Annotated in this window: 14 protein-coding genes, 2 tRNA genes and 1 pseudogene; 5 read left to right on the top strand and 12 right to left on the bottom strand. The window is 67.3% G+C overall.

Annotated elements, in window-relative coordinates; translation table 11 throughout:
- The 9 genes and pseudogenes from ABDJ85_RS17090 to ABDJ85_RS17130 form a co-directional block, all read right to left on the bottom strand.
- Entirely contained in the window at positions 1–198 is a 198-nt protein-coding gene (locus tag ABDJ85_RS17090; RefSeq protein WP_347706007.1) for a hypothetical protein, read from the bottom strand.
- Positions 199–311: 113 nt separating this feature from the next.
- Positions 312–1,238: a tRNA 2-thiocytidine(32) synthetase TtcA gene (ttcA, locus tag ABDJ85_RS17095; RefSeq protein ID WP_347706008.1), complete on the bottom strand. Its 927-nt coding sequence runs from the start codon at positions 1,236–1,238 to the stop codon at positions 312–314.
- 5 nt (positions 1,239–1,243) lie between these two features.
- Complete coding sequence (locus tag ABDJ85_RS17100) at positions 1,244–1,642, bottom strand: dihydroneopterin aldolase (RefSeq protein ID WP_347706215.1); 399 nt, start codon at positions 1,640–1,642, stop codon at positions 1,244–1,246.
- Positions 1,643–1,954: 312 nt separating this feature from the next.
- Positions 1,955–2,743 (bottom strand): annotated as a pseudogene (locus ABDJ85_RS17105) (FAD-dependent oxidoreductase); the annotation flags it as partial.
- Positions 2,682–3,293 (bottom strand): protein-methionine-sulfoxide reductase heme-binding subunit MsrQ, encoded by a 612-nt coding sequence (gene msrQ, locus ABDJ85_RS17110; protein ID WP_430765567.1) that lies wholly within the window; start codon positions 3,291–3,293, stop codon positions 2,682–2,684. The pseudogene ABDJ85_RS17105 and the gene msrQ, both read right to left, overlap by 62 nt.
- Positions 3,286–4,254 (bottom strand): protein-methionine-sulfoxide reductase catalytic subunit MsrP, encoded by a 969-nt coding sequence (gene msrP, locus ABDJ85_RS17115; RefSeq protein ID WP_347706010.1) that lies wholly within the window; start codon positions 4,252–4,254, stop codon positions 3,286–3,288. The genes msrQ and msrP overlap by 8 nt, the downstream gene beginning before the upstream one ends.
- A 51-nt stretch (positions 4,255–4,305) precedes the next feature.
- Positions 4,306–5,658 carry a c-type cytochrome biogenesis protein CcsB gene (gene ccsB, locus ABDJ85_RS17120; RefSeq protein ID WP_347706011.1) on the bottom strand — a complete coding sequence of 451 codons (1,353 nt, stop codon included), beginning with the start codon at positions 5,656–5,658 and terminating at the stop codon, positions 4,306–4,308.
- Between the two features lie 15 nt (positions 5,659–5,673).
- The gene (locus tag ABDJ85_RS17125; protein WP_347706012.1) at positions 5,674–7,773 is read right to left on the bottom strand and encodes a cytochrome c biogenesis protein ResB; all 2,100 of its coding nucleotides are present in this window, start codon (positions 7,771–7,773) and stop codon (positions 5,674–5,676) included.
- 73 nt (positions 7,774–7,846) lie between these two features.
- Entirely contained in the window at positions 7,847–8,464 is a 618-nt protein-coding gene (locus ABDJ85_RS17130) for a c-type cytochrome (RefSeq protein ID WP_347706013.1), read from the bottom strand.
- A gap of 70 nt (positions 8,465–8,534) precedes the next feature.
- On the opposite strand from ABDJ85_RS17130, the gene yihA reads away from it, so the two are divergent.
- Both yihA and ABDJ85_RS17140 read left to right on the top strand, forming a co-directional pair.
- Complete coding sequence (gene yihA / locus ABDJ85_RS17135) at positions 8,535–9,227, top strand: ribosome biogenesis GTP-binding protein YihA/YsxC (protein ID WP_347706014.1); 693 nt, start codon at positions 8,535–8,537, stop codon at positions 9,225–9,227.
- A 41-nt stretch (positions 9,228–9,268) separates the two neighbouring features.
- Positions 9,269–9,345 (top strand) — tRNA-Met (locus tag ABDJ85_RS17140).
- A 181-nt stretch (positions 9,346–9,526) separates the two neighbouring features.
- Here the strand turns inward: ABDJ85_RS17140 and ABDJ85_RS17145 are convergent.
- Positions 9,527–9,603, bottom strand: a tRNA-Met gene (locus ABDJ85_RS17145).
- Between the two features lie 43 nt (positions 9,604–9,646).
- Here ABDJ85_RS17145 and ftsY point away from each other — a divergent pair.
- A complete protein-coding gene (gene ftsY / locus ABDJ85_RS17150) occupies positions 9,647–10,714 on the top strand; it encodes a signal recognition particle-docking protein FtsY (protein ID WP_347706015.1) in 1,068 nt (355 codons plus the stop codon).
- A gap of 18 nt (positions 10,715–10,732) precedes the next feature.
- On the opposite strand, the gene ABDJ85_RS17155 is transcribed toward ftsY, so the two are convergent.
- Both ABDJ85_RS17155 and ffh read right to left on the bottom strand, forming a co-directional pair.
- A complete protein-coding gene (locus ABDJ85_RS17155) occupies positions 10,733–11,266 on the bottom strand; it encodes a PDDEXK family nuclease (protein ID WP_347706016.1) in 534 nt (177 codons plus the stop codon).
- Positions 11,267–11,354: 88 nt separating this feature from the next.
- Positions 11,355–12,740 carry a signal recognition particle protein gene (ffh, locus tag ABDJ85_RS17160; RefSeq protein WP_347706017.1) on the bottom strand — a complete coding sequence of 462 codons (1,386 nt, stop codon included), beginning with the start codon at positions 12,738–12,740 and terminating at the stop codon, positions 11,355–11,357.
- A 53-nt stretch (positions 12,741–12,793) separates the two neighbouring features.
- Between ffh and ABDJ85_RS17165 the strand changes: the two genes are divergently transcribed.
- Positions 12,794–13,654, top strand: coding sequence for a cytochrome C assembly family protein (locus ABDJ85_RS17165; RefSeq protein ID WP_347706018.1), 861 nt, complete (start codon positions 12,794–12,796; stop codon positions 13,652–13,654).
- Complete coding sequence (locus ABDJ85_RS17170) at positions 13,651–13,899, top strand: PP0621 family protein (protein ID WP_347706019.1); 249 nt, start codon at positions 13,651–13,653, stop codon at positions 13,897–13,899. The genes ABDJ85_RS17165 and ABDJ85_RS17170 overlap by 4 nt, the downstream gene beginning before the upstream one ends.
- Position 13,900: the final 1 nt, after the last annotated feature.

Genomic DNA, 13,900 nt, shown 5'->3' on the forward strand with positions numbered 1-13,900 from the left:
TTACTTGCAGGTGAAGCTCTTGGCGTTCACCTCACGCACATTGCCGGCACCGCAGGTGGCAATGGCCTTCTCGCTCATCTTGGCCACGTCGCCCGCGACGTCTTGTTGGTAGGACGAGGGCGGGGCGAAGACGCAGCCGGTGGCCAGCACGGCGGCGGTGGCGATGAGGGCGAGGGAGCTGAGGCGGGGCAGGTTCATGGCCGTTGGGGCGCGGGGCCACCGAGGAGTTGAAGACGGCCGGACTCTAGGCGGGCAGGCTCTGGCGCGCACCCGCCACGCGACGAACTGCGGATTGGCGGGGTCAGGCCGCGTCAGTCCTCTTCGCGCATCAGGCGGATGACCGAGCTGGGCTGCGGCGTCTCGCAGCTCTCGTCGTCGTCAAACGCAATGTCCCCGCCAGCATCGGCCACGCCGGTGGCCTTGATGGTCTCGAAGGGGAACAGGGCCTTGTCCATCATGTGGGACGTGACGATGCTGCCCATGGCGGTGAAGATGTTGTCGATGCGGCCGGGGTAGCGGCGCTCCCACTCGTTGATCATGGCCTTGACCTGCACGCGCTGGAGGTTCTCCTGGCTGCCGCAGAGGTTGCAGGGAATGATCGGGAACTGGCGGTGCTCGGCCCAGCGGACGAGGTCGGGCTCTTTCACGTAGGCCAGGGGGCGGATGACGACGTTCTTGCCGTCGTCGCTGACGAGCTTGGGTGGCATGCCCTTCATGCGGCTGCCGAAGAACATGTTGAGGAAGAGCGTGGTGACGATGTCGTCGCGGTGGTGGCCGAGGGCGATCTTGGTGGCGCCAAGCTGCTGGGCCACGCGGTAGAGGATGCCCCGGCGCAGGCGCGAGCACAGGCCGCAGGTGGTCTTGCCCTCGGGGATGACGCGCTTCACGACGGAGTAGGTGTCCTGCTCCTCGATGTGGAAGGGCACGCCGCGGCTCTTCAGGTAGCCCGGCAGCACGTCCTCGGGGAAGCCGGGCTGCTTCTGGTCGAGGTTGACGGCCACCAGCTCGAACTTGATGGGCGCGCGCTGCTGCAGATTGAGCAGGATGTCGAGCATGGCAAAGCTGTCCTTGCCGCCTGAGAGGCAGACCATGACCTTGTCGCCTTCTTCAATCATGTTGAAGTCGGTCACGGCCTGGCCGACCTGGCGGTGCAGGCGCTTGGACAGCTTGTTGATCTCGTGCGCGGCCTTTTTGTCGGCGGCGGCTTGTTCGGGGTCGAGGGCGACGGCGTCGTTCATATCGGTTACCACTCTCCGGTTTCGGAGCTCACAGCGACTTCGCAGTCGGGAAAGATTTCAAGCTTGGTCAGCTTCACGCGCACGCCGACGACGCCGGTCAGGCTCATCAGGCGGTTGCTGAGTTTGCCCACCAGGGCCTCGACGAGGTCGGTGTGCTCGGTGGTGCACTCGTCGATGATGGCGGCGCGGATGCGGCGGTAGTCCAGCACGCGGCCGATGTCGGCGTCGCGCGCGACGATGGGCAGCGCGCCAAGGTTGACCTCGGCATCGACCTGGATGGGCTGCGGGCCGTCTCGCTCGAAGTCGAGGATGCCGAGGTTGGCCTTGAAGCGCAGACCCTGCAGGTGGATGACCTGGCGGTTGTTGAAGCGCTGCGGCGCGGCGGTCGGGCCTTCGGGCCGCAAGGCCTGCTCGATGAGCTTGGCGGCCTGGACGCCGTCGGCCAGCGCCGTCTGCACGCAGGGATGCCAGCGCCCGCTGGCGTCACCGGCAACAAAGGCATGCGGGCGGTCGTGCTCGCTGAGCAGGTCAAAGGCCGAGGGCTCGGGCTCGAAGCCCAGCAGCGCGGCGACAAACTCGAAGCGCTCGTCGCCGGCTGTGACGCCAGAGTCGTCGGGCCGCAACCCGTCGGGCAGCGGCGTGGCCAGGCGCAGCTGGATACGGGGGTGGACCTCGATGCGCTGGATGAGATGCGTCTGCGCGCGCCAGCTGCCGCGCGCCCAGAGCGTCACGTCAAAGCCTCGCTCGGCCAGGAAGAGCGCGTTCTCGGCCGCGTTGTCGCCCGCGCCCAGCAGCAGCACGCGGCCGGGCGGCAGGGTGTCGCGCTTGGCGGTCAGCGCGTTGGCGTCCAACACGCGCGGGTGCGGCACCGCAAAGTAGCGCGCTGGCTTCAAGAGCCGCAGGCCGGTGGCCACCAGCAGCGCGCGGGTCTGCAGGTGCTCGCCGCTGGCCAGTTGCAGCGTCCAGGCGCCGGCGGCGTGGCGGGCCGATTCGGCCGTGCTGGAGAGGCGCAACAGGACGCCGGGCGTGGCCTCCACCTGGGCCGCGTAGTGCAAGGCCAGGTCAGCCAGCGCGCGGGCCGGTTGGCCCAGCACCCAGTTCTGCCGGAAGCTCAAGGCCCGCAGCGCGGCGCACAGCTGCGGCTCGCGCTCCACCAGCACCGTCGACAGCCCCAGCTGCGCCAGCCACGACGCCGCGCTGCAGCCCGCAGGGCCGCCGCCGAGGATGGCAACGTCGAAGGAAGTTTGAGCAGGCATGGCGGGTTGCAAAGGCGACGCTGAACAAGTCCCCGCAAATGCGCGCGCCGCGATTCGGGATGGGCTGCTAGGCGCAAAGCGCAGCGATACCCGTAGGTATCGCGAGCATTTGCAACGACGCAGAGCGCCCGAACTCGAGGATGCGCGCGCTGCGAGGGACTTGTTCAGCGTCGCCCTGAGCCCGCGATTATCCCCGCCGGGTCTTTTTCCAGACCCGCCAGCCCAAGAGCCCCGCGAGCAGCACGCCATACACGGCCGGCTCGGCAAAGTTGTGCTTGCCGGCGCGCATCCAGATGAAGTGCAGCAGGGCAATCACGGCAGCCGCGTAGACCAGGCGGTGCAGCGCCTGCCAGCGCGCGGCGCCCATGGCCTTGATGGCGCGGTTGAAGCTGGTGGCGGCCAGCGGCAGCATCAGCACCCAGGCGCTGAAGCCCATCCAGATGAAGGGCCGCTTGGCGATGTCGGCCGCGATGGTGGGCAGGTCAAAGCCCTGGTCGAGCCAGGCGTAGGCCAGCAGGTGCAGGCTGGCATAAAGGGCCGTGAAGAGGCCCAGCATGCGCCTGAAGCGCGCCAGCGCGGCAATGCCGCTGAGCTGGCGCAGTGGCGTGATGGCCAGCGTGAGCCAGAGCGCGCGCAGCGTCCAGTCGCCCAGGCCGCGGATCAAGCCTTCGGCAGGGTTGGCGCCGAGCTGGTTGGTGCCGATGGCGTAGATGAGCCAGGCCAGGGGCAAGAGGCACGCAACGAAGAGCCCCGGCTTGGCGGCCGGGTGCAGCCACAAGGACTTGGCCACCTCAGTAATTCTTCTTGAGGTCCATGCCGGCGTAGAGCTGCCCGACCTGGGCCTCGTAGCCGTTGAACATCAGCGTCTGGCGGCGCCTGGCCAGCAGGGCGCCAAAGCCGCTGCCGCTTTCTTCGCCAATGCGGCGCTCGGTGGCCTGGCTCCAGCGCGGGTGGCTCACATTCGGGTTCACGTTGGAATAGAAGCCGTACTCCTGCTGCGCGGCCTTGGTCCAGCTGGAGACGGGCTCCTTCTCGACGAAGCGGATCTTGACGATGCTCTTGGCCGACTTGAAGCCGTACTTCCAGGGCACGGCCAGGCGCAGCGGCGCGCCGTTCTGGTTGGGCAGCACCTCGCCGTACATGCCGTAGACCAGCATGGCCAGCGGGTGCATGGCCTCGTCGATGCGCAGGCCTTCGACGTAAGGCCAGTCCAGCACGCCCGAGCGCACGCCGGGCATCTGCGACTTGTCGGCCAGGCTGGTGAACTCGACGTACTTGGCCTTGCTGGTGGGCTCGGCGCGCTTGAGCAGCTCGGACAGCGAATAGCCGACCCAGGGGATCACCATGCTCCAGCCTTCGACGCAGCGCAGGCGGTAGATGCGCTCTTCCATGGGCGCGAGCTTGAGCAGGGCCTCCAGGTCAAAGCGGCCGGGCTTGGCGCACTCGCCCTCGACGACGACGCTCCAGGGCCGGGGCTTGAGGGTGTGCGCATAGCGCGCGGGGTCGGCTTTGTCAGTGCCGAACTCGTAGAAGTTGTTGTAGCTGGTGGCGTCCGCCTGGGTGGTGAGCTTGTCCATCACCACGGCGCCCGCCACGCTGGAGCGCGTGGCCGCGAGCTTGGCGCCCGCATGGGCGGAGGTCGCGCCGAGCGACCCAAGCGCGCCAAAGGCAGCAAGCGCATCACGGCGGTTGAGATACAGCCGGCGTGGCGTGATCTCGCTGGGCGAGGGTTCAAAAGCGGCAGGGACGCGGATCAGCATGGGGGACTCTCCATCGGCAACCGCTGTCGGTCGCGCAAGCCGGGGCTGACCTTACAGCGTGCCGTAGCTGTGCAGGCCCGACAGGAACATGTTCACGCCCAGGAAGGCGAAGCTCGTCACCAGCAGGCCGACCAGGGCCCACCAGGCCGACACCTGGCCACGCAGGCCCTTCATCAGGCGCATGTGCAGCCAGGCGGCGTAGTTGAGCCAGACGATCAGGGCCCAGGTCTCCTTGGGGTCCCAGCTCCAGTAGCCGCCCCAGGCATCGGCCGCCCAGAAGGCGCCGAGGATGGTGGCGATGGTGAAGAAGGCAAAGCCGAGGGCGATGGCCTTGTAGAGCAGGTCGTCGAGCTGGACGAGGTCGGGCAGGCGGGCGGTGAGGCGGTTGCGCAGCACGATGGTGAGCGCGAGGAAGCCACCGACCCCGGCGATCTTGCGGGCCCAGGCATCGAGGCCGTTGACCGTGTCGGCGTCCAGCGTGGCGCCGACGCGCACCGCCAGGATCAGCGCGACGATGCCCAGCGGCATGCCAACCAGGCCGATCCACAGCGAGCGCGCAGGCGTGGTCTTGAGCAAATAGGCCAGGGCCACCATGGCCGCGAGCGCAAAACTGCCGTAGCCGACGAAGTTGGCCGGCACGTGGATCTTCATCCACCAGCTTTGCAGCGCAGGCACCAGGGGCTGGATCTCATGCGCCTCGCGCGCCACCGTGTACCAGAGCAAAAAGCCCACCGCACTGCTGACGACGAGCATCACGTAGGCGCCGAGCGCACGCGTCTGGAAGCGGGCCTCGTAATACAGGTAGAACAGCGTGGTCAGCCAGCAGAAGAGGACGAACACCTCGTAGAGATTGCTGACGGGGATGTGGCCGATGTCGGGGCCCATCTGGTGGCTCTCGAACCAGCGCACCATGGTGCCCACGAGCGCCATGAAGACGCCGCCCCAGGCCAGCTTGGAGCCAATGGCCTCGGCAGCGCTTTGCTGCCCCTGGCGGGTGAAGAAACCGCCCCAGTAAAAGAGCATGCTGAGCCAGAAGCACAGGCTCATCCAGAGGATGGCGCTCTGGCTGGAGAGCATGTACTTGAGCAGGAAGACCTTCTCGGCCGCGCCCAGGTCGGCGCCATGGGCACCGGGGTGGCCGCTGTAAAGCGCGATGGCGCCCAGCGCCGCAACGCCCACCGCCAGGGTCAGCCCGCGCAGCGGCGCCCAGAACCACCCCAGCAGCACCAGCGAGGGCACGGCGGCGGTGAGGATGCCTTTTTCATAGTCGTCCATCGCGGCGCCGTAGCGGGCAAAGGCATAGCCAGCCCCGGCGAGCACGAGGGCCGCAAAGCCCCAGTCCAGCAGGCTGCGGCGCTGCAGCAGGTGGCTGCGGGGCGGGGCGAAGGCGGTGGTGGTGTTCATGGGGCCTAGACCTTCTCAGTGCGCGCGTTCGTCTTCGTGCAGCACCGCGCGGCGCAGTTCATCAAACACGAGGGCGTTGTCCGGGGTGTCGCGGGTGGTGGAGAGCGCGAGCCTCACCAGGCTGCCACCCGCTTCGTTGGGGCTGGGGGTGATCCAGATCCAGAGGCGACGCTCGCGGATGTAGAGCATGGCGAAGACGCCGATGATCAGCAACACCGCGCCCAGATAGACCAGCTTTTGCCCAGGGGCTCTGGCCACCTGGAAGACGCTGGCCTGGACCTGCTCGAAGCTGCTGAGCTGCAGCAGGTAGGGCGCGGGGTAGTAGAGGCTGTCCGACAGCGCCAGCACCGACTGGGTCATGAAGGCTTGGGTGGCTGCGTCGGTGGCGGGGGGCGGCAGGCCGGCGGTTTCGCGCGCGAGCTTGTGCAGCTCAAAGAGGCTGCCGTTGAGGATGCGCAGCAGCACCTCGGACATCTTGGCGCGCTCGGCCTCGGGGACCTTGCGTTCGACAAAGTCCGACAACGCGGGCAGGCCGCGGGGGCGGTCCTTGGCGCTTGGGGCAGCGGCGTCCGCAACGGCGCCGGCAAAGAGGCCGAGCACTTGCTGCGTGGTGGCGAGCAGTTGGGGCTGCATGTCGGTCCGGCCGGCCGGGGTGCCTTGCGCGGCATAGCGCTCGGCAGCGCGCTGGCGCACGGCAGGGTCCAGCAGCGCGCGGCGCAGGTTCAGGAAGCCATCGAGGCTGTCCTTCTCGTCCACCGGCATGCGCAGGTAGCGGAAGCCCTCGGCGGCGGACTCGCGCATGCCGGCAAGGAAGACGCGCTGGCCGTCGAGCTCGACCGGCAGCATGTAGTTGTTGTACTCGCGCGCCTGGCCGGCCGCATCGCGCAGCCGGTAGCTGAACGAGGGGCCGACATTGCGCAGGTCCTTGTTGGTGCGGACCTTGGCGCCGCTGCCGAGGTGGTCGCCGAGCTTGAGCTCGGCGGCCGCTTCGTTGGCGCCCATGTTCTCGACATTGATCACGCGCAGCCCGGCGATCTCAAGCTGCTGGTCGCCCAGCGCGGCCACAAGCTGCTTGTCGCCCACGCGGCCTTCGAGTTCGAACGCCTGCCCGGCATCCATCGGCACGGCGTGCAGTTTGAGCTTGGAGCCGCCGTCGTCGAAGCTGCTTTGGTAGATGGCAATGCCGCGATGGATCACCGGCTCGTTCACGCGCACCGTGGCCTTGCGCTCGGCGCCGTGGCCGTCCAGGTCGCGCAGCACGATGTCGCTGGCAAAGCTCTTGGGCATGCCGGTGCTGTAGTACTCGACCTTGAACTGCTTGAGCTCGATCTCGAAGGGCAGGTCCTGCAGCACGACGCCGCTGGGCAGGGTGATGAGGCCCGTGGCCGCACGCTGGCCCTCGGGCACGAAGACGTTGGCCCGGAACCCCGGCGTGCTGCTTGCGAGCCGGTGCTCAGGTCGCACATCCGACACCAGGCCTGAGCCCGAGTAGGGCTGCTTGCCCTGGGCCCACATCACCAGGCGCACCATCAGGTCGCCATCGAGCAGACCGCCCACGCAGACCAGCACGATGGCCGAGTGCGCGGCCAGGTAGCCGATCTTGTTGGCCGCGCCCTTGCGGGCCGCGATCATGATGCCGTTGTCGCGCCGCTGGACGCGGAACTTCCAGCCGCGCAGCTGCAGCAGCTTGCTGAACTCGGTCAGCGCGAGGGACGGCGCGCTGTGCACATCGCCAATGGCCTTGTGGTGGTGGGCCGTCAGCGACTGCTCGCGCACGTTCTCCTTGAAGCTGCGCAGGTCAGCCAGGATCTTGGGCGTGTTGCGGGCAATGCACAGGCTGGTCGAGAGCACCAGGAAGGCCAGGATCAGCAGGAACCACGGTGCGCTGTAGACCGTGTAGAGCCCAAGCCGGCCAAACAGCTCGGCCCAGAAAGGCCCGAACTGGTTGACGTAGTTGCCCATGGGCTCGTGCTGCTTCACGACCGTGCCCACCATGGAGGCGATGCAGATCACCGTCAGCAGGCTGATCGCAAAGCGCATCGAGGCGAGCAGCTCGTAGAGCTCTCGCGCGGCGGAGCGGGAGGGAGGTGCGGTGGGGAGGGCGGCGTCCGTCATGGAAGCGGGGGCGCAAAAAAAGGCCGGTGCGCGGGCACCGGCCTTCGTTCAGCGAGGCTGCGTGGGCAGCGGATCAGCGAAGACCGGCGACGTAGTCGGAGACGGCCTTGATCTCCTTGTCGTTCATCTTGGCGGCCACGCCCGTCATCGGGGCGGAGTTGGTGCGGCCACCGGCGCGGAAGGCGAGCATCTGGGCTTCGATGTAGTCGCCATGCTGGCCACCGATGCGTGCGTACTGCGAGGGAATGCCAGCGCCCGTCGGGCCGTGGCAGGCGGCGCAGGCCGGGATGGCGCGGTCAGCAATGCCGCCGCGGTAGATCTTTTCGCCCAGCTGGACCGTGTCCTTATTCTTGGCAAAGCCCGGCTTGGCGGTCTTGCTGGCGTAGAAGGCGGCGACGTTGCGGATGTCTTCTTCGCTCAGCGGCGCAGCCATGCCGTTCATCACGGCGTTCTTGCGCTTGCCGGACTTGAACTCGGTCAGCTGCTTGACGAGGTAGTCAGCGTGCTGGCCTTGCAGGATGGGATTGGCCGGGCTGCCGCGCGAGCCGTCCGCCGTGTGGCAGGCGGCGCAGACGTCGGACGAAATCTTGGCGCCCTTGGCCAGATCAGGCTTGGCCGCTGCGGCGGGTTCGTTCGCGGAGGCCGACACGGCCAACAGCAGGCTCGACAAGACAGTAGCGACAATCTTCATGGATGCTCTAGGTTTCGTTGGGCGCAACCGCAGAATTTTACAATGACCGGCTAGCAAGCAGGACCCCTTCATGACCGATGCCTCCTCGCCCCCGGCGAACCCCGAAAAGATCGCCCTGGCCTGGACGCACACCGCGCGCTTCCTGACGACCGCCAGCCAACTGGATCAATTGCCCGCGACGGAGCTGCCGGAGATCGCCTTCGTCGGCCGCTCCAACGCCGGCAAATCTACGGCCATCAACACCCTGGCGCAGCACAAGCGCCTGGCCTTTGCGTCCAAGACGCCGGGGCGCACGCAGCACATCAACCTCTTCGAGCTGGGCCCCAAAGACGCGCCCGACGCGCTGTTTGCCGACCTGCCCGGCTACGGCTACGCGGCGGTCAACCGCGAGTCCAAGCTGCGCTGGCAAAAGGTGATGGCCGACTACCTGGAGGTGCGGCGCAGCCTCTCCGGTGTGGTGCTGATGGTGGATTCGCGCCTCGGGCTGACGGACCTGGATCTGCAGTTGCTGGACTTTGTGGCGCCCCGCGTGCGATCGGGCGCGGTGAAGTTCCTGGTGCTGCTGACCAAGGCCGACAAGCTCAATCGCAAGGAGGCCGATGCATCGCTGCGTGCCGTCTCTGACCAACTCGGGGTGCTGGCTACCGACGAGGCCGACGTCGGCATCTCGTTGTTCTCGGCACTGAGCAAGCGCGGCGTCGGCGACGTCGCCCAGGCCCTGCATGCCTGGGCCCATTCGGCCCCGCCCGCCAGCGAAGAATAGCCCAAGGCGCATCTAAATCGATGTATACTGCTAGCTTCAGTCGCGGGGTGGAGCAGTCTGGTAGCTCGTTGGGCTCATAACCCAAAGGTCGTAGGTTCAAATCCTGCCCCCGCAACCAATATTCAGCAGCAACGCTCGCGCGTTGGCAGCAGACGATTCAAAGCCCGCAGCAACGCGGGCTTTGTCGTTTCTGGCGGCACGTGGCGGAGCATTGCGCTTTTCAGCTGAGGCGCGGCGATCGGGCGTAATTCGGCCAAGAAAAAAGCCCAGCAACTTGCGCTGCTGGGCTTCTCTTGATTTGGTGGCGCTTCAGGGATTCGAACCCCGGACCTGCGGATTATGATTCCGTCGCTCTAACCGGCTGAGCTAAAGCGCCTGAGCCCGCTAGTATAGCGGGCCGTGCGAAGGTTTTGCAAGGCATGTTCAGTTTCTTCAAGAAGCGTCCCAAGGCCGAAGAGGCCAGCATCCAGACCCAGGCGGCGACCCCTGTCGCCCCGGCGGCCGTGCCAACTGCAGCGCCAACCGCAGCGTCTTTTGCGCCGGTCATGCCAGCCGCTGCATCCGGCGCTGCGGCCCAGGCTGAAGCACCGCGCAAGGGGTGGCTGGATCGGCTGCGGTCGGGCTTGCGCAAGACGGGCTCCAGCATCGCCCAGGTCTTCACGGGCACGCAGATCGACGATGCCTTGTACGAGGAACTTGAGGATGCGCTGCTGCTGGCAGACGCGGGCGTCAAGGCCACGCAGTTCCTGCTGGACGACCTGAAGCGGCGGGTGAAGGAGGCCAAGGCGACCGACCCGCAAGCCGTGCGCCTGCTGCTGGTGGATGCGCTGGCCGACCTGCTTCAGCCGCTGGAGAAGCCACTCGCTGTGGGGGCTGCGACGCCGACCGTGGTGATGGTGGTGGGCGTGAACGGCGCAGGCAAGACGACCAGCATTGGCAAGCTGACGCGCCATCTGGCGGCGGCCGAGCAGCGCGTGTTGCTGGCGGCGGCGGATACCTTCCGCGCCGCTGCGCGCGAGCAACTGGGCGTCTGGGCCGATCGCGCGCAGGTGGAAATCGTCAGTCAGGAGGGCGGCGACCCAGCGGCCGTGAGCTTTGACGCAGTGAATGCCGGCAAGGCGCGCGGGGCGGACGTGGTCATCGCCGACACCGCCGGCCGCCTGCCCACCCAGCTTCATCTGATGGAGGAGCTGAAGAAGATCAAGCGCGTGATTGGCAAGGCCATGGAGGGCGCGCCGCACGAGGTGCTGCTCGTGGTGGACGGCAATACGGGGCAGAACGCGCTCACCCAGGTCAAGGCCTTTGACGAGGCGCTGGGCTTGACGGGCCTCGTCGTGACCAAGCTGGACGGCACCGCCAAGGGCGGTGTGCTGGCCGCGATCGCGCGGGAGCGCCCGATCCCGGTCTACTTCATCGGCGTTGGCGAAAAGCTGGAGGACCTGGAAACCTTCAGCGCCCGCGAATTTGCCAGGGCGCTGCTGGAATAGCCCTTCAGTGATGGGCCTTCAGTGGGCGTGCGGTGAGTCGGTGTAGGCGCCCGCGCCCATAACCCTGGGGAAGAGATGCTGGTGCAAGCGCTGGCTGTCGTCGCTTTGCCAGGCGCGGTCCCACACCGTCACTGCAAGCCCCGACGCTTCCAGTACGCGCAGCAGGCGCTCGCGCTTGCGAGTGAGCCGAGGGTCTTCCTCGGGGGCTGGCATGACGATGGCCGACCGCACATAGCCATGCTCGTCGCACAGGACGAAGTCGACGGTCAGCAGTCCGGTGCGTGACAACCACTCGCGGTAGGAGTGCTGCTTGGGCACCTTTACCACCTTGTAGAGCGGCACATGCGCCAGCAAAAAGCCTTTGGGGTGCTCCAACGCCAGGGCCTGCGCGATGTGCTTGTGGGCGATGCGCTCGGCGCTGGCCAGCACCCGTGTGGGCGTGGGTGGCCAGAGCATGACGGTGTCGGTGGCGTCGGCACGACTGGCGCCGCGTTGTGCGGTGAGGTTGTGGAGCCAGGCGCCCACGGCGCGGGGAAGGTTGAGGTTCAGCATGTCCGAGACGCTATCCGGCGCGGCGCGCCTTGACCACCGCTGAGCGTCCCTTGAGCTTGGGGGCAAGTGTGAGGACTTGTTACCTGCCTCAGCCCATCATGCCGCCCATGCCCTTCATGCCGCCGAACTTCTTCATCATCTTCATCAGCCCGCCGCCCTTCATCTTCTTCATCATGCCCTGCATCTGGTCGAACTGATTCAGCAGGCGGTTGACGTCCTGGATCTGCACGCCGGCGCCGGTGGCGATGCGGCGCTTGCGGCTGGCCTTGCTCTTGCCGTCCATCAGCAGCGCGGGCTGCTTGCGCTCCTTGGCAGTCATGGCATTGAGGATGCCTTCCATGCGGCGCATGTCGCGCTCGGCGCGGTCCATGTCGGCCTGGCCGGGTTGCTTGTTGCCCATCATGTTGGTGGGTAGTTTGTCGAGCAGGCCACCCAGGCCGCCCATCTTCTTCATCTGCTGCAGCTGCAGCAGGAAGTCGTTGAGGTCGAAGCCGCTGCCGCTCTTGAGCTTCTCGGCCATGGCCTGGGCCGAGGCCATGTCCACGCTTTGCGTGACCTGCTCGACCAGGGCCACGATGTCGCCCATGCCGAGCACGCGGCCGGCGTGGCGGTCGGCATCGAACACTTCGAGGCCATCGATCTTTTCGGACACACCCGCGAACTTGATCGGCGCGCCGGTGACCTGCCGCACCGACAGCGCGGCGCCGCCTCGTGAGTCGCCATCAAGCTTGGTGAGGATCACGCCCGTCAGGGGCAGTGCGTCCTTGAAGGCCTTGGCGGTGTTGACGGCATCCTGGCCCTGCATGGCATCGACGACGAACAGGGTCTCGACCGGGTTCAGCGTCGCGTGCAGGTCCTTGATCTCGGCCATCAGCGCTTCGTCAATGGCGAGGCGGCCGGCCGTGTCGACCAGCAGCACATCAAAGAAATGGCGCTTGGCGTGGTCGATCGCGGCGAGCGCGATGTCGTGCGGCTTCTGGTTGGGCTCGGACGGGAACCACTCGGCGCCAGCCTGGCGCGTCACCGTCTTGAGCTGCTCGATGGCGGCGGGGCGGTAGACGTCGGCCGAGACGGTCAGCACCTTTTTCTTGCGCTTCTCGATCAGGTGCTTGGCGAGCTTGGCCGTGGTGGTGGTCTTGCCGGCGCCTTGCAGGCCGGCCATCAGGATCACGGCCGGGGGTTGGGCGGCCAGGTTGATGTCGGCCACGCCCTCGCCCATGGTGGCGGCGAGTTCTTTCTGGACGATGGAGACCAGCACCTGGCCGGGGTTGAGCGAGCCCACCACCTCCTGGCCCAGTGCCTTCTCCTTCACCCGTGCGATGAAGTCGCGCACCACAGGCAGGGCCACGTCGGCCTCGAGCAGGGCCATGCGCACTTCGCGCAGCATGTCCTGGACGTTGCTCTCGGTGATGCGGGCCTGGCCGCGCATCGTCTTGACGAGGCGACCCAGGCGGTCAGATAGGGTGGAGGCCATCGGGGGCGGGGCGCACCGGCAGACTGCACGGAGGCCAAAAGTACACTCGGCTCATGAGTTTATCGCCCGCCCTCACGTCGCCTGCCACGCCTTCGGTTGCGCTGGCCGTGGCGAGTGGCCTGGCCTTGTTGAGCTATGTCTGGGCTGGGGTGCAGGCCCAGGCGCGGGCATCGGCGCCGCCGGGCGAGTCGCAGACCATCCGCTCCGGCCTGAGATGGACGGCGCTGGCTTCGGCCTGGGGCGTGCATCTGCTGGCCTTGGTGGTGGATATCAGTGGCTGGGGCCAGGCGCAGGACGGCGCCCGCTTTGGCTTTGCGCCGGCCTTGTCGCTGACGGTCTGGCTGGTGTTGACGGTCTACCTGGTCGAGAGCCGCTTCTACCCCTTGCACAGCGTGCGCCGCGTGCTGGCCTTGATCGCGGCACTGGCCGTGGGGCTGGCCTGGTGCTTCCCGGGTGAACTGCGCCCGACCGCCGCTTCGGCCTGGGCGCCGCTGCATTGGATGTTCGGGCTTGCGTCCTACGCGCTGTTTGGCGTGGCCGTGCTGCATGCGGGGTTGATGAACCGGGCTGAGCAACGCCTGCGCCATGGTCGCGCCAGTGAGGGCTTGCCGGTACTGCGCCTGGAGCGCTTGACCTTTCAATTCGTGACCGCAGGCGTGGTGGTCTTGTCGCTGGCGATCCTGCTGGGCTGGTGGTTCACGCCGCACTGGCGCTGGGGTCACAAGAACCTGCTGTCGGTGTTGGGCTGGCTGGTGCTGACGGCCTTGCTGGCTGGGCGGCGCTTGTATGGCTGGCGCGGCCGGCGCGCCATGCGCTGGCTCTACGCCGGGGCCGGGCTGCTGCTGCTGGCCTATGTCGGCACGCGCTTTGTGCTGGAGGTCGTGCTGCAGCGCGGAGGAGGGCTGGGCGGATGAAATACCTGTTGTTGCTGATCGTGCTCGCCCTGGTGTTCTATATGTTGGGCCGCAAGCGCCAACCGCCGCCCGCGCAGCCGCCAGCGTCATCTGCGCCGCCGCCCGTGAGTCGCGGCCAGACCATGGTGGCCTGTGCGCACTGCGGCTTGCACCTGCCGGAGCAGGAATCCCTGCCCGGTCGAGGCGGGGCCTTTTGCAGCACCGAGCACCGGGCCGCCTACGAGGCTGCCCACGCTCGCCCGTGAC

It is taken from the genome of Roseateles paludis (assembly GCF_039872745.1).
In the GTDB taxonomy this organism is placed as follows: domain Bacteria; phylum Pseudomonadota; class Gammaproteobacteria; order Burkholderiales; family Burkholderiaceae_C; genus Pelomonas; species Pelomonas paludis.